Annotated in this window: 17 protein-coding genes and 1 pseudogene; 16 read left to right on the plus strand and 2 right to left on the minus strand. The window is 43.6% G+C overall.

Features of this window, described 5'->3' with window-relative positions; all coding sequences use genetic code 11:
- Nucleotides 1-185: 185 nt before the first annotated feature.
- Nucleotides 186-932: an XRE family transcriptional regulator gene (locus K5Q29_RS05210; RefSeq protein ID WP_239515185.1), complete on the minus strand. Its 747-nt coding sequence runs from the start codon at nt 930-932 to the stop codon at nt 186-188.
- A 427-nt stretch (nt 933-1,359) separates the two neighbouring features.
- Between K5Q29_RS05210 and K5Q29_RS05215 the strand changes: the two genes are divergently transcribed.
- Together K5Q29_RS05215 and K5Q29_RS05220 are read left to right on the plus strand one after the other, a co-directional pair.
- Nucleotides 1,360-3,993, plus strand: a complete 2,634-nt coding sequence (locus tag K5Q29_RS05215) for an SEC10/PgrA surface exclusion domain-containing protein (RefSeq protein ID WP_105139100.1) — start codon at nt 1,360-1,362, stop codon at nt 3,991-3,993.
- A 78-nt stretch (nt 3,994-4,071) separates the two neighbouring features.
- Nucleotides 4,072-4,320 carry a hypothetical protein gene (locus tag K5Q29_RS05220; protein WP_172699629.1) on the plus strand — a complete coding sequence of 83 codons (249 nt, stop codon included), beginning with the start codon at nt 4,072-4,074 and terminating at the stop codon, nt 4,318-4,320.
- Nucleotides 4,321-4,375: 55 nt separating this feature from the next.
- Here K5Q29_RS05220 and K5Q29_RS05225 read toward each other — a convergent pair whose 3' ends face one another.
- Nucleotides 4,376-5,374, minus strand: coding sequence for a LacI family DNA-binding transcriptional regulator (locus K5Q29_RS05225; protein ID WP_105139102.1), 999 nt, complete (start codon nt 5,372-5,374; stop codon nt 4,376-4,378).
- A 145-nt stretch (nt 5,375-5,519) separates the two neighbouring features.
- Here K5Q29_RS05225 and K5Q29_RS05230 point away from each other — a divergent pair, with 145 nt between their 5' ends.
- The 14 genes and pseudogenes from K5Q29_RS05230 to K5Q29_RS05295 all read left to right on the plus strand — a co-directional run bounded on the left by K5Q29_RS05230 (nt 5,520) and on the right by K5Q29_RS05295 (nt 16,734).
- Nucleotides 5,520-6,683, plus strand: a complete 1,164-nt coding sequence (locus tag K5Q29_RS05230) for a galactokinase (RefSeq protein WP_105139103.1) — start codon at nt 5,520-5,522, stop codon at nt 6,681-6,683.
- A 147-nt stretch (nt 6,684-6,830) separates the two neighbouring features.
- Nucleotides 6,831-8,312: a UDP-glucose--hexose-1-phosphate uridylyltransferase gene (galT, locus tag K5Q29_RS05235; protein WP_105139104.1), complete on the plus strand. Its 1,482-nt coding sequence runs from the start codon at nt 6,831-6,833 to the stop codon at nt 8,310-8,312.
- 74 nt (nt 8,313-8,386) lie between these two features.
- Nucleotides 8,387-9,295 (plus strand): DMT family transporter, encoded by a 909-nt coding sequence (locus K5Q29_RS05240; RefSeq protein WP_105139105.1) that lies wholly within the window; start codon nt 8,387-8,389, stop codon nt 9,293-9,295.
- A 48-nt stretch (nt 9,296-9,343) separates the two neighbouring features.
- Entirely contained in the window at nt 9,344-9,973 is a 630-nt protein-coding gene (locus tag K5Q29_RS05245; protein ID WP_105139106.1) for a copper homeostasis protein CutC, read from the plus strand.
- A gap of 248 nt (nt 9,974-10,221) precedes the next feature.
- Nucleotides 10,222-10,518, plus strand: coding sequence for a hypothetical protein (locus tag K5Q29_RS05250; RefSeq protein ID WP_239515186.1), 297 nt, complete (start codon nt 10,222-10,224; stop codon nt 10,516-10,518).
- Nucleotides 10,519-10,621: 103 nt separating this feature from the next.
- Entirely contained in the window at nt 10,622-11,149 is a 528-nt protein-coding gene (locus tag K5Q29_RS05255) for a YqeG family HAD IIIA-type phosphatase (RefSeq protein WP_105139108.1), read from the plus strand.
- Nucleotides 11,150-12,256: a ribosome biogenesis GTPase YqeH gene (yqeH, locus tag K5Q29_RS05260; protein WP_105139109.1), complete on the plus strand. Its 1,107-nt coding sequence runs from the start codon at nt 11,150-11,152 to the stop codon at nt 12,254-12,256.
- A 371-nt stretch (nt 12,257-12,627) separates the two neighbouring features.
- Nucleotides 12,628-12,939, plus strand: a complete 312-nt coding sequence (gene yhbY / locus K5Q29_RS05265) for a ribosome assembly RNA-binding protein YhbY (RefSeq protein WP_024379048.1) — start codon at nt 12,628-12,630, stop codon at nt 12,937-12,939.
- Nucleotides 12,940-12,951: 12 nt separating this feature from the next.
- On the plus strand, nt 12,952-13,584 hold the full coding sequence (locus K5Q29_RS05270; protein WP_014637492.1) for a nicotinate-nucleotide adenylyltransferase: 633 nt from the start codon (nt 12,952-12,954) through the stop codon (nt 13,582-13,584).
- Nucleotides 13,581-14,168: a bis(5'-nucleosyl)-tetraphosphatase (symmetrical) YqeK gene (yqeK, locus tag K5Q29_RS05275; protein ID WP_221877040.1), complete on the plus strand. Its 588-nt coding sequence runs from the start codon at nt 13,581-13,583 to the stop codon at nt 14,166-14,168. The genes K5Q29_RS05270 and yqeK overlap by 4 nt, the downstream gene beginning before the upstream one ends.
- 89 nt (nt 14,169-14,257) lie before the next feature.
- Nucleotides 14,258-14,422, plus strand: a pseudogene (locus K5Q29_RS05280) (cysteine hydrolase); the annotation flags it as partial.
- Nucleotide 14,423: 1 nt separating this feature from the next.
- Nucleotides 14,424-14,783: a ribosome silencing factor gene (gene rsfS, locus K5Q29_RS05285; RefSeq protein ID WP_024407250.1), complete on the plus strand. Its 360-nt coding sequence runs from the start codon at nt 14,424-14,426 to the stop codon at nt 14,781-14,783.
- Nucleotides 14,784-14,902: 119 nt separating this feature from the next.
- Nucleotides 14,903-15,649, plus strand: a complete 747-nt coding sequence (locus K5Q29_RS05290; protein ID WP_105139111.1) for a class I SAM-dependent methyltransferase — start codon at nt 14,903-14,905, stop codon at nt 15,647-15,649.
- Entirely contained in the window at nt 15,646-16,734 is a 1,089-nt protein-coding gene (locus tag K5Q29_RS05295) for a nucleotidyltransferase (protein WP_105139112.1), read from the plus strand. Before K5Q29_RS05290 ends, K5Q29_RS05295 begins: the two co-directional genes overlap by 4 nt.
- Nucleotides 16,735-16,755: the final 21 nt, after the last annotated feature.

Here is a 16,755-nt window from a genome sequence, read left to right on the forward strand (position 1 = left end):
CAGCTAAGTGATTTCCCAGCTTCCAAGTGGAGTAGAACAATTTCTAGTTTCTCAGAGACAGACTTTGGACTTCTTTTGGACATAATAAAACTCCCTTTATAGTTTCTAGTGAAAATTTTTGTTTTTTCACTGTCCACTATAAGGGGAGTATATCAGTCAGAACTCTCGGTTTTTTTGTGCTTATCTTAATATAAATCCTTGCCTGTTTTGTTTAGTTTGTTGCAATTATAGATAAAGGCTTTGATGAAATTCGAATAATAATTTTGGTCAATAAATTTAGCACTTTCCAAGTAATTTAACATATTTTTAGCGAGTTCGATAGCTTCAGTCTTATTCCAGCGGAATTGATTGTAGATATGTTCTACCTCAAGGAACATGAGAGGTATAGCTAAATAACCACGTTCAAATGTTTGAAGCTTTTTCACTTCTTTAATAATGTTATCAGCCCTTAGATGATAGCCTTGCTCGGAAAAGTGTTTGGCTGTGAAGGTCAGTCCATTTAAGATACGAATATAGGTGTCCGTATCTGCACTTTGTTTGTACATAAACAGGAGCTGTTTCGTCATGTGTTCCACCAATTCCAAGGGACAGTGATTGACGATACGACAGTATAATTCCAGCTCGGAACTAGTAAAGGTCTCAAGCTTCATCAGGTGATTGATAACAGGTTGAATTTTTTCAACGGTTTCTTCTGACTTGGAAATGGTTGGATAATGTCCCAGCTTGATTATCTTTAGCAATATGTCTGCCTGTGTAGGATTGTCAGTTAGGTATCGATCAAATAATTTTTCGTATTCAGGAAGATAGCGAAATATGTCTTCTTCATTTGTGACATGTTTGGAAAACTCGTAAGCAGGAAATTCGATGCAATCTCCGCCATTATCTGCAAATGCAGCTGCAAAGTCCTTCCATTCTAAGCCGAGTACAATCAATAAACGGTTAAAGTTTTCAAGGGAAATTCCCTTCTCTCCCTTTTCAAAACGACTCAGAAATTACGGTGATACAATCGTAGAAGCAGCCTCCTTTAAGCTAAGCCCTCTTTTCTCTCGTAATTGTTTAAAGGTTGGTCCAAACGGGTATAGATTCGACATAATATTCCTTTCAATCTTTTTTTAGATTAGTATACTTAAAACTAGGATAAAAATCTACAAAAAGATGACCTATGGATTCAAAAAAAAAAATACATTGCTTTTCGATGCTATTTTGCAATATTGAACCTATAGTTTTCTCTAGAAACAATTGGAAGGAAATTTATGATATACTTTGAAAAATATAGAGCACAAATCGCTTGATATACTACCTATATCAAGGTTTGACTTTACAGTCAAACCAATCCTAACAGCAACTCAGGAGAAAACTATGAACAAAAAAACACTTAAAACTCTAGCAACAGGTGCTGCTATCACCCTTGCAACCGTTGGTGCGTCTAACGTATCAGCAAATACACAATATGGAATTCAATTAAACCGTGTTACTGGTGAATGGCAAACTGTCAACAATGCTACAGGTGAAATTGTAAAATCTGTACCAAATGAAACTTATTCTTCTTATGAAGAAGCTGAAGCATCATTAATGGCATCAATCGTTGAAACACCAGTTGCAACTGAAATACCAACAGCGGAAACTACTGCTGTTGAAGCACCAAAAACTGCTGCTGAAGTTCAATCAGAAGTGGATACACAACAAGCTGTTGTTGACGCTACTGCTACTGAAGCAGGTCAAGCTCAAGCTGAAGTAAACACAGCTAATCAAGAAGTGTCTAACGCACAATCTGCTGTTGATACTGCAACCCAAGCTGTAACTGACGCAGAAGCAAACGCTGCTAAAGCAACACCAGAAAACATTGCTGCTAACCAATCTGACCAAACAGCCAACCTTGCTGACCAAACAGCAAACACTGCTGAGACAGACCAAGTCAATGCTGAAATCGCATCACAAACACAAGCTGTTGCAGATGCTCAAACTGCCGTTGATACTGCCCAAGCAGAAAAAGACCAAGCAGATGCCACAGTAGCATCTAAAGAAGCTGATGTCAAAGCAGCACAAGATGCCCTTTCTGGTACTGGTCTTGCGGAAGCTCAAGCAACCCTTGACCAAGCTACAGCTGATGTCAAAACAGCACAAGATAATGTTACAACTGCTACTACAGCCGTTGATACCGCTAAAAAGGCAGATGCAGACCGTCAAACTAAAATTGATGCAGCAACAACTGACGTTGCAGTTAAAACAGACGCTGTTGATACAGCAAAAGCAAAATTGACTACTGCACAAGATACTGTTAAAACAACAACTGAAGCAGTAAATAAGGCTACTGACGCTGTAAAATCAGCAACAGACGCTCTTGCAAATGTGGATACTGTTACAATCGCAGACTTGACTCAATTCAAAGCTGATAAAGCTGAAGGTGACTCAGACTTTATGACTGATTCTGGTGCTACTGCTATTGAACAATCTTCAACTAAGATTGGTGAAGATAATAAAACGAAAATTGTTGACTTCACAAATATCACAAAAGAGCAAGCAGAAGAACTTGCACTTTACAATTTGCAAGTAATCAATGCTATTCGTCAACAACTTGGTTTGCCTGCATTTGAACTAAATACAGGTTCAATGAAAGCTGCTCAAGACCAAATGGACAAATACGTAGCTCGTAACCAAGATATTCTAACAGCTGGTCATTTACCAGGTGATTACTTTGGTGAAAATGGTGGCCCAATTGCACTAGCTAAATTTGGTACATCAATGACAATGTATGATGTCAAACAAGAAATCTACAAGTTTGTAATGGCTCAAGCTTTTGCTGATGCACCATCAAATTGGGGTCATTCAAATAATATCCAAAAACAAGTATCTGATTTTGGTGCTTCATTTGGTATCATTGCTGGTGAATTGTACTCAATCAATGTATTTGGTATCTACACTGGCACCCCAATCACCAACCCAAATGACCCAGCAACACTCCAAGCAGCACTCACTCAAGCTCAAGCAGCTCTTACAGCAGCACAAACTGCATCTGATGAAGCAAAAGCTAAGTTGACTCAAACAAGCTCAGACTATGCTACCGCACTTGAATTGAAGACTCAAGCTGAGAAAACTCTTGCTGATGCTACTGCCACACCACTTCAAACACAGGTAGCAGAAAATAACTTGCGTCTTGCAACTATTGCTCTTCAAAACGCTGACGCTCGCAAAGCAGACGCTCAAAAGGCTGTTGACAACTTCTCAGCAAATCTTGCTGAAAAGAAAGCAGCTCTTGATACTGCTAAAGCTGACCTTGCTACGGCACAAGCTATTGCAACTGCAAAAGCTGAAGCTCTTAAAACAGCTCAAGCTAACCTTGCAAGCCAACAAGCAACCCTTGATAGCTTGAACAAAGAGCGTGATGCACTTCTTGCAGAAAAAGACCGCTTGGTTGAAGAAGCAAAAGCACTTGCTGAAGAATTGAACGGTTACTTGAATGCTCCTGCAATTCTTGCTGACGCAAAAGCAACTCTTGTTGAAAAACAAACTGCTCTTACTGAAGCACAAGCTAAAGCTGAAACTGCACAAGCTAAACTTGAAACTGTTACTGCTAAACTCAACGAAGAAAAAGATAAATTAGCAGAACTTCAAGCTGAGTACGCAACAGTTAAAGAACTTGAAGACAAAGCAAAAGATAACATCATTGCTACTCTTCCAGACGGAACAGTTGTTGCAGTACCAAAAGATGCACCAATTACTGACGCAAAACCAGCTGTCGATATTGACTTGGTTAAAGATGCCGTTACAAAAGGTCAAGATGTGAAGGTTGTTGACGGTAAAGTTGTGGTGATGAACCCACAAGCAGGTGTGACCGTGACACAAACAGCTACTGGAGAAAAAGTGACCTACTCACGTGTCGAACGAGCTAAGACCTTGCCAAACACAGGGGAGCAAACAAGTCTATTGGCGCTCGCAGGTGTGGCAGTATTATCTGGTCTTGGTCTTGCAGCTGCAAGAAGACGTAGAGGGTAAGTGATGAACATTGTAAAGTCAATCCTTAAAGTCTATTGGAAACTATCTGTATTTACGTTTCGTTTGATGAGACCGTTTTTGAATTATCTCGAAAAAGAATTGTATAAAACAATGAGAGAAATGGGACCAAGCGGAACGGTCCCAGTTGATAATAACTCACTAGATGTAGCTGCTGCGGAGAACGAAGAAGTACGTAGAAAAATGATTGAGGCAGAAAGGCGGGCTCAAATAGCAGCTGAACGTGCAAGACAGACCCAACATCATCAAGACCAATTGAGGGCGGCACAAGCTAGAACAGATGCTGATAGAGCTAGAAGACAATACTAAAATAAAAAAACTTCCTATCGAAAAAATTTGGTAGGAAGATTTTTCTTATACCTTTTTAATAAGAACTTTCCCGTATAACCAGCTGGGTACCCAGTTTGATTTTACGGGGGTGGTGGGGCGTTGGACTTGTTATGATACGGTCCAGCAGCTGCATGGCTTCTTGCCCCATTTCGTCAGTAAAGACACTGATAGAAGACAGGGCTGGGTAGACTTGGCGCGTGATGGCTGTATCGTTAAAGGTGATGAGTTGGACCCGTTCTGGCACGGCGATTTGGTGCTCTTGAAGGGCTCTAAGGGCACCGACAGCTAGGGTATCATTTGCCATGAAGAAGGCTGGGGGCAGCTGATCACCCAGGTCGGCAATAGCCTGGCTCATCAGCTCATAGCCTGACTGGGTGGAGAACTTTCCTTGGTAGATGTAGTCTTCTTGGAGCATGCCCAAGGTGTTCAGGTAGTCACGAAAGGCAGTCAGGCGGGGGTCTGTTGGCAGTTGGTGTCCGTCTGTGGTTTCTTCCTGTCCGACTAGGAGGCCAATATCAGTCAGACCTTGTGAACGGAAGTGGTCGATAACTGTCTGAACAGAGTGTTCAAAGTCAGTTGTGACGCAGGAGAATCCCTCGGTCAGTGTATCAGAATCTACAAAGATTAGCTTGGAAGACAAGTTGGTCAGCTCTGCTATTTGCCCAGAAGAAAATTTACCAACTGCGATGATGCCGTCCAATCCTTGAAGGAGGGGATTGGTCAAGTCGTTGAAGGAGCGGATGATTTGATAGCCGAGAAGGCTGGCTGTCTGCTCGATGCTGGCACGGATGGAATAGTAGTAGAGGTCAGCCAGCTCTTCACTCTCAGTGTACCATTGGACAATACCGATGGTGCCTTTTTGTTGGGGTGCTTGTTTTTTGAGGTGTTTGGTGTAGCCCAGGTCCTGTGCCAAGTTGAAAATGCGGTCGCGGGTTTCTGGGCTGACGGATAGGGTCAGGTCGCCCTTTAGAACTCTGGAAATGGTGGCAGAGGAAAGGTGGGCTTGTTTTGCTATGTCTTTGATTGTAACCATGTTCTTCTCCTGTCTATTTGTATCTAGTATAGCATAAAAAATAAATTTTTAAAAACAAAATTAGTAAATATTTAGTAAAACTATTGACTTTTTAAAATTGGAGTTGTACAATATAGAAAACGATTACAAAATCTAGGAGGTTCTTATGGATAAAGAACAACTCAAGCAAGCCTTTCTCGATGTGTTTGGTCAAGAGGCAGATGCAACTTTCTTCTCACCAGGTCGGATTAACTTGATTGGTGAGCATACTGACTATAACGGTGGTCATGTTTTTCCTGCGGCTATTACCTTGGGGACCTACGGAGCTGCTCGCAAACGTGATGACCAGCTTCTACGTTTTTATTCCGCAAACTTTGAAGAGCTTGGAATTATCGAAGTGGATTTGAACAATCTGGTCTTTGATAAGGCGGACAACTGGACCAACTATGCCAAAGGTGTTCTTAAGTTCTTGCAAGAAGCAGGACATAGCATTGATACAGGTATGGAAGTCTTTGTTTACGGTAACATTCCAAATGGTTCAGGCTTGTCATCATCAGCTTCTCTGGAACTCTTGATTGGCATCATCGCAGAAGAATTGTATGGTCTAGAATTGACTCGTCTTGATTTGGTGAAAATTGGGAAACAAACGGAAAATCACTTTATCGGTGTCAATTCTGGTATCATGGACCAGTTTGCTATCGGTATGGGAGCGGATAATCGGGCGATTTACCTTGATACCAATAGCTTGGAGTATGAATTGGTGCCACTTGACTTGGGTGACCATGTGATTGTCATCATGAACACCAACAAGCGTCGTGAATTGGCAGATTCTAAGTACAATGAGCGTCGTGCGGAATGTGAAAAAGCAGTGGAAGAATTGAATGCAGTCTTGAATATTCAAACTCTGGGAGAATTGGATGAATGGACCTTTGATCAATATAGCTATTTGATTAAGGATGAAAACCGTATCAAGCGTGCCCGCCATGCTGTTTTGGAAAATCAACGGACCTTGCAGGCTCGTAAGGCCTTGGAAGAAGGAGATTTGGCAACCTTTGGTCGTTTGGTCAATGCTTCTCATGTTTCTTTGGAGCATGATTATGAAGTGACAGGTTTGGAATTGGATACCTTGGCTCATACAGCTTGGGAGCAAGAAGGCGTTCTTGGTGCTCGGATGACAGGAGCTGGTTTCGGTGGCTGTGGTATTGCCATTGTCCATAAGGACAAGGTTGATGCCTTTACTGAAAATGTTGGTAAGACCTATACAGAGGTTGTTGGCTATGAACCAAGCTTCTATGTAGCGGAAATTGCTGGAGGCTCTCGCGTCTTATAGTCATTCATTTTGTCTTTTATTAGGTTGACAGAAGTGACTTATATGTAAGTTTATCGACTGGATGCGACGAACGTTGAGAAGTGGTATTGGCTTGTTTCCTAGCCTCTTCTCAAACTGAAAGACTATTTTTAATAATAGATTGGAGAAATGATGACAGGATTGGTGGATCGTTTTGTTGAGCAGGTCATTGCCAACAGTGGTTTTGAAGAAATGGATGCCCTTTACCTGCGCAATAGGGTCTTGGCTTTGGTCGGGGACCAGGTTTTAACAGTTCAAACAGATTTAGAGGACTTGATTGAATTAAAAGATGATCTATTGGCTCATGGAGTTCGAACTGGTTTTGTGGGTGAATTGCTGGAAGAGCAGGACATGGTTGGGGCTTGTTTGATGGATTTGATGACACCGAGTCCGAGTCAGGTCAATCGTGATTTTTGGCAGACCTATCAGGACAGTCCAGAGCAAGCGATTGGCGACTTCTATGAATTGAGCAAGCGCAATGACTATATCAAGATGGCTGCGATTGCGAAAAATATCTATTATCAAGTTTCGACAGAGTATGGGGATTTGGAAATCACAATCAATCTGTCTAAACCTGAGAAGGATCCCAAGTCTATTGCAGCTGCTACGAAAGCTGAAGCAAGCAATTATCCCAAATGTCTACTCTGTATGGAAAATGAGGGCTATCAGGGACGGATTAACCATCCAGCACGCGCCAACCACCGTATTATTCGCTTGGATCTTGGTCAGGAAAAGTGGGGCTTCCAGTATTCGCCCTATGCTTACTACAATGAACATGCTATTTTCCTAAATCAGGAACATGTGCCGATGGTCATTAGTCCCCAAACCTTTGAACAGCTTTTGGACTTGCTGGACATCTTTCCAAATTATTTTGTCGGCTCCAACTCAGACCTACCAATCTCGGGTGGCTCCATCTTGACCCACAATCACTATCAGGGTGGGCGGCACAGTTTTGCTATGGAAAAGGCTCCGATAGAAGGCCAGCTGGTCTTTGACGGCTTTGAGTCCGTTTCGGCAGGCATTGTCAAATGGCCCATGTCGGTGATTCGCTTGAGTTCAGCAGATAAGCCATTGCTTCTTGGTTTAGCGACTAAGATTTTGGAAAAATGGCGGAGCTACTCAGATGATAGCGTTCAGATCAAGGCTGAGACGGATGGAACTCCACATCATACCATCACCCCGATTGCTCGGAAACGAGGAGATTTGTACGAGCTGGATTTGGTTCTCCGCGACAATCAAACCTCGGAAGAATTTCCAGATGGCATCTATCATCCACATCCGGATGTGCAACATATCAAGAAAGAAAATATCGGCTTAATTGAGGTAATGGGCTTGGCGATTTTACCCCCACGTTTAAAGGCAGAATTGACTGAAGTAGAAAAATTCTTACTGGGTCAAGCTAGTCAGGTGGCTGACTATCATCAGTCTTGGGCGGAAAGTCTGAAAACAGCTCACCCAGATGTGACGGAAGAAACTGTCAATCAAGTTGTTCGTGAGTCAGTGGGACAAATTTTCGCGCGTGTATTGGAAGATGCAGGGGTCTACAAACGAACTCCAGAAGGACAGGCAGCCTTTCTACGATTCGTAGAATTTGTAGGTTTAGCAACATAATTGCAAGAAAGAGTGGGACGGTGTCCTGCTCTTTTGGTATAATGGAAGTATTCACAGTGTGAGAAGGAGATATGATGGCGGAAAAGAGATTGGGGACACTGATTACATTAATAGCAGGTATAGCCTGGGGCTTGTCTGGAGTGAGTGGACAGTACTTGATGTCACGTGGTGTTTCAGTAGATATGATTACCTCCCTGCGTTTGTTGGTATCGGGATTCTTTCTCGTTGGCCTGGCTTATGCTACAGCGAAAGAACAGCTGTTGATAGTATTGAAAAATAGAAAAGCCTTGTTGGGAATTTTTGTTTTTGCGATGTTGGGTCTGGTTCTTAACCAGATGGCTTATTTACAAGCCATCTATCATACCAATGCGGGAACGGCTACGGTTTTACAATACCTTTGCCCTATCTTAGTCTTGGCTTATACCTGTTTGAAAAATAGGGAAAAACCATCAGGGATTGAGTTGATTTCAATTCTCTTAGCCGTAGCAGGAACTTTTTTGATTGCGACTCATGGCAAATTAGATGAATTGGCAGTGACTCCAATCGGTTTGTTCTGGGGAATCTTCTCAGCTTTTACTTATGCGCTATATATTATTTTGCCAGGTAAATTGATCCGCCAATACGGCAGTATAACGGTGATTGGTTTAGGGATGTTAATGGGTGGTTTTGTAGTCACGCTTGGTTTGCAAACTTGGCAGCATCGTCTTCCTACTGATGGTGGAAGTTTCCTGGGTCTGCTAGGTATTGTCGGAGTCGGGACGATTTTTGCCTATACTGCCTTTCTTAAAGGCGTCAGTATGGTTGGTCCTGTCAATGGTAGTCTTTTGGCCTCGATTGAGCCGATTGCATCTGTCTTTTTTGCAGTATGGTTGGTCAATGAGCAATTTTATGCAATTGATTTTGTTGGAATGTTGTTGATTTTACTTGCTGTTTTACTTATTTCTTTAAAAGATATATTGGTTGCCCAAAAGAGTATTGGTTAATATACTCTTTTTTTGTTATACTAAAGAAAAAACTTGAAAGGAATAAAGATGATTAAAGAATTTTGTTCCGAAAATCATGTAGGTGTGATGAAGGCCCTATCCCTAGGAGCTAAACGGATTGAACTCTGTGATAATTTGGCAGTCGGAGGAACGACGCCGAGTTATGGAGTAATCAAACATGTTTGTCAACTGGCTCATGAGAATGAAGCCACAGTCATGACCATGATTCGCCCTCGAGGTGGAGATTTTTGCTACGATGAAGCTGAGGTGGAAATGATGGTTGAAGATTGTAAAGTAGCGATTGAACTAGGTTCAGATGGTCTGGTTTACGGTTTGTTAACCGAGGAAAATTGGTTGGACGAAGCAGCCTTGGAAAGACTATTTGCTGTTTCGCAGGACTGTCAGATTGTCTTTCACATGGCTTTTGACCAAATTCCTCACGAACGCCAATTTGAGGCTCTTGATTGGCTGGCAGAACATGGAGTGACACGGATTTTGACGCGTGGAAGTCTGACAGGTTCAGCTTTGCAGAATATCGATTGGTTACGAGACATTCAAGCCTATGCGGATGGAAAAATTGAAGTTCTTGTTGGCGGTGGATTGACTGTGGAAAATGTGCCAACGTTATTAGAAGCATTACCAATCAATCAAGTACATGGAACGAGATTATTTTGGTAAGGTAGCTTTGAATTTGAAATAAATTACAGAATAATAATCGAAGTTTATTCAGAAATGTTTAGAAGTTAAGGTTTGTTTAAGCATTGGAAGATACAATATATTTATTCTTTTTCATATAATCTCCACGGAAGCAGTCGATACGTTCGGCTGTTTTCATTTTTGTTTGTTAAAGTCCGGTATACAGACTAGAAACTGCTGCATCTTTATTGAATCCCCTACGTAAAGAATTGAGAACTGTAGCAGTGGAGATGAGTGATTTAGCATTGGATTATGCCGTTCGCTTAGCTCAATCATTGATTAGTACCCTGTGTTATCATAACTATGACAGTTTGATTGCAATTGCAAAAACAACAGGTGTGGAGCCGAAAGGGAAGGATTGTCAGTCATTTTCGGTATACCAAGAGCAATACAGTCTTTATGATGCTAAAAAATTAACCTATCGTGCTCTGATATGGCGCCTTTTTGACGATAGTCATGCAGATTATGGACATGCAGCGACGATTTTGGGTATGGATTGGATTTTGGAAGAGTATAAACAGGAGTAAGAATAGACACTCGGTGTTACCGGGTGGTTTCCTTTTGGTTCTCTGTTCGCAATTTTTTGGGAAAAATGGTATAATTGTCTGATAAAAAACTTTGGAGTCGATAGTGAGTTTAGAAAATTACATGCCAGATTTTGCCTTGGAAAAGGCTTATGACGTGACCGTCGAAAGCTTGAAAAAACATGGCATAAAAGTAGTGTTTGTTGACTTGGATAATACCTTGATTGCTTGGAACAATCCCGATGGTACGCCAGAGATGCGCCAGTGGTTACATGATTTGCAGGACGCAGGTATTCCTGTTGTGGTGGTTTCAAACAATAAATACGAACGTGTCAAACGGGCGGTTGAAAAATTTGGGATTGAATTTGAAGCCTTTGCTCTCAAGCCTTTCACCTTTGGGATTAACCGTGCCCTGAAACGCTATGATGTCCAGCCACATGAAGTGGTCATGATTGGCGATCAGCTGATGACGGACATTCGGGCTGCTAAGCGAGCTGGTCTCAAGTCTGTCTTGGTCAAACCCTTGCTAAAGACGGACTCTATTAATACGCAGATTAACCGTTGGCGTGAGCGACGGACCATGAAAAAAATCATCGCTAAATATGGAGCGATAGACTACAAGAAGGAGATGTAAGTGGAAGAATTATTTTGTATCGGCTGTGGTGCCCAGATTCAGACGCTAGACAAGTCTGTCGCTGGTTTTACACCTAAATCAGCCCTAGAAAAAGGCCTGGAAACAGGGCAACTCTACTGCCAACGTTGTTTCCGTTTGCGCCATTACAATGAGATTTCAGATGTCAATATCTCGGATGACGATTTCTTAAAACTCCTCCATAGCGTAGGAGAAAGTGATGCTTTGGTGGTTAATGTCATTGATATTTTTGATTTCAATGGTTCAGTCATTCCTGGTTTGCCTCGCTTTATTTCAGGCAATGATGTGCTGTTGGTCGGCAACAAACAGGACATTTTACCCAAGTCTGTCAAGACAGGCAAGGTCACTCAGTGGTTGACCGAACGGGCGCATGAAATCGGCATGCGACCAGTTGATGTGGTCTTGACTTCTGCTCAAAACAAGCAGGCCATCAAGGATTTGATTGAAAAGATTGAACAGCACCGCAAGGGACGGGATGTCTATGTGGTCGGCGTGACCAACGTTGGCAAATCAACCTTGATCAATGCTATTATCCAAGAAATCACAGGGGACAAGGATGTCATTACGACTTCACGTTTCCCTGGAACGACGCTGGATAAGATTGAAATTCCTCTGGATGATGGTTCATACATCTATGACACGCCAGGAATTATCCATCGTCACCAGATGGCCCATTATTTGACGGCTAAAAACCTCAAGTACATCAGCCCCCGGAAAGAAATCAAGCCAAAGACCTACCAGCTCAATCCAGAACAAACCTTGTTCTTGGCTGGTCTGGGACGATTTGACTTTGTGGCTGGTGAACGCCAAGGTTTTACAGCCTTCTTTGACAATGAGCTCCAACTCCACCGCACCAAGTTGCAAGGAGCTAGTGAATTTTACCAGAAACATGCGGGCTCACTTTTAGTGCCGCCAACCAGCAAGGAATTGAAAGAATTTCCTGAATTGGTTCGTCATGAATTTACCATCAACGAAAAGACGGATGTGGTCTTCTCAGGTCTTGGTTGGATTCGTGTCAATGAAAAGGCTAAGATTGCTGCTTGGGCACCTAAGGGTGTGGATGTGGTGATCCGCAAGGCGATTATCTAATACTCTTCGAAAATTAAAAGCAGACGTTGTTGACTTGATTTGATGAGTGTAAAGCTCCAGTGGAGCTTTACAGCCTGCTACCTGAAAACGTGAAAGTAGTAGGGTTTAATCTGCTCTTGGAGAGACGAACTTCGTTCGCTCTATTTCCGACCTCCAAAGGTTCCCTAAAACTTTGGAGCTAGTCTGATTTTAATTTTCATTGAGTATAAGAGGTATTTGATTTCAGTTTTTACAATTAAAGAGAAAGGAAGTTCAAGTCTTCTGATTTGAACACGGGCTAAGTATATCGGCGCAATAAGGAAAAACTTTGCTTTCTTTATTTCCCGATTGTAACAGTCTCCCAGTCTGCTACAACGCCCTTTGTGTAATAAATTATGCTAACTTCAAAACAACGTGCCTTTTTGAACAGTCAGGCACACAGTCTCAAACCTATCATTCAGATTGGGAAAAATGGTCTAAATGACCAGATTAAAACCAGTGTTCGTCAGGCGCTGGACGCGCGTGAATTGATCAAGGTAACCTTGCTACAAAATACGGATGAAAACATCCACGAAGTAGCTGAAATCTTGGAAGAAGAAATCGGTGTGGATACGGTCCAAAAAATCGGTCGCATCTTGATTTTATTCAAACAATCTAGCAAGAAAGAGAACCGTAAAATTTCCAAACAGGTCAAAGAAATCTAAGAAGGAGAGCCTATGGCTATTGAACTCTTAACACCCTTTACCAAGGTTGAATTAGAGGTTGAAAAGAAAGAAACCAATCGCAAACAAGTGGGGATTCTGGGAGGGAATTTCAATCCTGTCCACAATGCTCATTTGATTGTGGCAGACCAGGTCCGTCAACAGTTGAAGTTGGATGAGGTCTTACTCATGCCAGAATTCATTCCGCCTCATGTGGATAAGAAAGAAACCATTGACGAATACCATCGCTATTCCATGCTCAAGATGGCTATTGCAGGTATTGAGGGCTTGGGGATTGAAACCATTGAACTGGAACGCCGTGGTGTCAGCTATACCTACGACACCATGAAATTGCTGAAGGAAAAAAATCCTGATACGGATTATTATTTTATCATCGGTGCAGATATGGTAGACTATCTCCCAAAATGGCACAGGATTGATGAATTGGTCCAGTTGGTGCAGTTTGTTGGTGTCCAGCGTCCTCGTTACAAGGCAGGGACTTCCTATCCTGTTATCTGGGTAGATGTGCCCTTGATGGACATTTCCTCCAGCATGGTACGAAGCTTTATCAAGCAAGGACGGGTGCCGAATTTTATGGTGCCCCATGAAGTTCTGGACTATATCGAAGAAAAGGGACTCTACCAATGATTGCAGCAGATTTGACATTTGACCGTCAGGCTCTTTTGGAAAAAATCCGTGTAGCCATGAAGCCGGCGCGCTTCCAACATGTCTTGGGTGTGGAAGAGGCAGCGCTTGCCTTGGCAGACCAATACGGCTGTGATCCGAAAAAAGCCAGTCTGGCAGCGCTTTTGCATGATTATGCCAAGGAAGTGGAAGACCAAATCTTTCTGGACTTGATTGCCAAGTATGATTTGGACAAGGACCTACTTAACTGGGATAATAACATCTGGCACGGTGTGGTTGGCGCCTATAAGATCGCAGAAGATTTTGGTTTGGAAGACCAAGAAATCTTCCAAGCCATTCAACGACACACCATCGGTGCTGGGCAGATGACCTTGTTGGACAAGGTTCTCTATGTGGCGGACTACATCGAACTCAATCGGGATTTTCCTGGGGTGGACGAGGCGCGTCGTATCGCAAAAGAGTCCTTGGACAAGGCAGTAGCCTATGAAACTGCCCAAACCATTTCCTATTTAGCCAAGAAGGGGATTCCCATTTATCCACAAACCTTGGAAACCTATAATGCTTATGTCGGAGAGTTAGGAGGGTAAGATGAAGTCAGCATTGTTAGTCATTGACATTCAGCATTTGCCTGTGGAAGGTAAGCCCTATGGGATTGAAAATCGGCTTCGGCTCTGGCAAGATAGCCTTTGAACTAGACTACAAGGTAGCTGTGATTCAGGACGGAACGACGACAGGTTATTCAGGAAAATTGGATGCCAAGGACTTGATTGACCACTACCAAAACATCTGGTCATGGAATTTTGCCCAGGTGGATACATTAGAAAATATAATTAGAGGATAAGATGAAAGAACTAGATTTAGTAAAAGTTGTGGTCCAGGCTGCTGATGACAAGCGAGCTGAGGACCTTGTTGTAATTGATGTTCAAGGTGTGACCAGCCTGACAGACTACTTTGTGATTGCCAGCTCCATGAACAGTCGCCAGTTGGAGGCTATTGCGGAAAACATCCGTGAAAAGGTAGCGGAAGTTGGGATCAAGGGTAGCCGTGTAGAAGGCGATAGTAACGGTGGCTGGGTCCTATTGGACCTTGGAGGCGTAGTCGTTCATATCTTCTCAGAAGAAATGCGTGACCTCTACAACCTTGAAAAATTATGGCACGAAGGCAGCTTCTTGGAAGTCGCAGAACTTTTAGAAGAGGAGTAGGAAGTGGAATAGTCTGAGGATAGACTGTTTCAGCTTCAATCAATAACTATGTGGGAGTGAGGGGAACTCTTTTGAATCCAAGAGTTCTTTCCTGCTCCCTTTTTACGAAAGGAAGAAGTATGGCAACTTATGAAACCTTTGCGGCGGTCTATGATGAAATCATGGATGACAGCTTGTATGATAAATGGACAGATTTTAGCTTGCGGAACTTGCCACAAGGCACCAAGACAATTTTAGAATTGGCCTGTGGAACAGGGATTCAGGCTGTGCGTTTTGCTCAAAAGGGTTATGAGGTGACAGGGCTTGACCTGTCCTATGAAATGTTGGAATTGGCCCAGAAAAAAGCAGAAGCAGCCGGTGTCATGTTAGAGTTGGCCAAGGCGGATATGCTGGAGTTGGAAGGCGTCGGCGACTTCGATGCGGTGACCTGTTACTCGGACAGCCTGTGCTATATGGAAAATGAAGCGGCTGTTTTGCGGGTGTTTGAGGGCGTTCACTCTGTTCTCAATCCAGGTGGGACCTTCCTCTTTGATGTTCACTCCATTTATCAAATGGAGGAAGTGTTTGCAGGTTATAGCTACCATGAAAACTATGAGGACTTTGCTTTCGTCTGGGATACCTATGAGGGTGAGCATGAGCATTCCATTGTGCACGAATTGACCTTCTTTGTCAAAGATGAGGACAGTCAAGAGGAGCGATTTATCCGTCGGGACGAGGTCCATGAAGAGCGGACCTATCCGATTGAAACCTACGTAGAATTGTTGAAACAAGCTGGTTTTGCTTCTGTGGAAGTCTTTGCGGACTTTGAAGATGAGGCTCCTGCGGAAACAAGCCAGCGGTGGTTTTTCAAGGCGGTTAAGGCATGATTTCAGGGATTATAGCAGAATACAATCCCTTCCATACGGGGCATAAATACCTGCTGGAACAGGCGGAAGGTCTGAAAATCGTGGTCATGTCTGGCAACTTCGTACAACGGGGTGAGCCTGCTATTATTGACAAATGGACACGGGCTCAAATGGCTCTGGAACATGGGGCAGACTTGGTGGTTGAAATGCCTTTCTTGGTGTCTGTTCAGTCGGCTGACCATTTTGCCAAGGGAGCGATTGACATTCTACACAAGTTAGGTGTGGAGCAGTTGGTCTTCGGTACGGAAGAACTGCTGGATTACCAGAAGATTGCGGAGGTCTATGCGGAAAAGTCGGCAGAAATGGAAGCCTTTGTCAGCCAGTTACCAGACAGCCTGTCCTATCCGCAGAAGACCCAGGCTATGTGGCAGGAATTTGCTGGGCTGACCTTTACGGGTGATACACCCAATCATATTCTGGCCTTGGCTTACGCTAAGGCGGTGGCTGGGACAGGTATTCAGCTCCGTCCTGTTCAGCGGCAGGGGGCTGGTTTTCATTCGGAAGAAGTTGCTACGACCTACGCCTCGGCAACAGCTATCCGAAAGGGTGTTGACCAGCTGGACTTGGTGCGTGGCTTTTTGCCATCTGCCAATCTTTTTGAAGAGGCGGCCAAGGTGAGCTGGGACCAGTATTTTCCCCTGCTCCGCTACCAGATTACGACCCACCGAGATCTCAGTCAGGTCTTTCAGGTCAACGATGAGCTAGCCAGTCGTATCCGCTCTGCTATTGGGAGCGTAGCGACCGTGGAGGAGTTGGTGGAAGCTGTTGCGACCAAACGCTACACCAAGGCGAGAGTGCGGCGGGTCCTGACCTACATCTTGGTCAACGCGGTGGAGGCCCCCTTGCCAGAGGCGGTCCATGTACTAGGCTTCACGGCTCGGGGCCAGGCCTATCTCAAGGCCGTCAAGGAGCGGGTGGACTTGGTGACACGGATCGGCAAAGAGCCCTGGGACAGCCTGACCCAGCAGGCAGATGCAGTCTATCGGTTGGGGGCTGACGCAATAGCAGAGCAGACCTACGGGCGAGTGCCGGTGAGGGTGGAGTGAGATGAATTTAGAGAAAATAGG

Origin of the sequence: Streptococcus sp. 2018037, from assembly GCF_019754195.1 — a bacterium.
Taxonomy (GTDB): domain Bacteria; phylum Bacillota; class Bacilli; order Lactobacillales; family Streptococcaceae; genus Streptococcus; species Streptococcus hashimotonensis.

Coding starts and splice junctions, on each gene's coding strand:
- K5Q29_RS05215 (WP_105139100.1), top strand. CDS start 1,360: ATGAACAAAAAAACACTTAAAACTCTAGCAACAGGTGCTGCTATCACC.
- K5Q29_RS05225 (WP_105139102.1), bottom strand. CDS start 5,374: ATGGTTACAATCAAAGACATAGCAAAACAAGCCCACCTTTCCTCTGCC.
- K5Q29_RS05230 (WP_105139103.1), top strand. CDS start 5,520: ATGGATAAAGAACAACTCAAGCAAGCCTTTCTCGATGTGTTTGGTCAA.
- galT (WP_105139104.1), top strand. CDS start 6,831: ATGATGACAGGATTGGTGGATCGTTTTGTTGAGCAGGTCATTGCCAAC.
- K5Q29_RS05240 (WP_105139105.1), top strand. CDS start 8,387: ATGGCGGAAAAGAGATTGGGGACACTGATTACATTAATAGCAGGTATA.
- K5Q29_RS05245 (WP_105139106.1), top strand. CDS start 9,344: ATGATTAAAGAATTTTGTTCCGAAAATCATGTAGGTGTGATGAAGGCC.
- K5Q29_RS05250 (WP_239515186.1), top strand. CDS start 10,222: ATGAGTGATTTAGCATTGGATTATGCCGTTCGCTTAGCTCAATCATTG.
- K5Q29_RS05270 (WP_014637492.1), top strand. CDS start 12,952: ATGGCTATTGAACTCTTAACACCCTTTACCAAGGTTGAATTAGAGGTT.
- yqeK (WP_221877040.1), top strand. CDS start 13,581: ATGATTGCAGCAGATTTGACATTTGACCGTCAGGCTCTTTTGGAAAAA.
- rsfS (WP_024407250.1), top strand. CDS start 14,424: ATGAAAGAACTAGATTTAGTAAAAGTTGTGGTCCAGGCTGCTGATGAC.
- K5Q29_RS05290 (WP_105139111.1), top strand. CDS start 14,903: ATGGCAACTTATGAAACCTTTGCGGCGGTCTATGATGAAATCATGGAT.
- K5Q29_RS05295 (WP_105139112.1), top strand. CDS start 15,646: ATGATTTCAGGGATTATAGCAGAATACAATCCCTTCCATACGGGGCAT.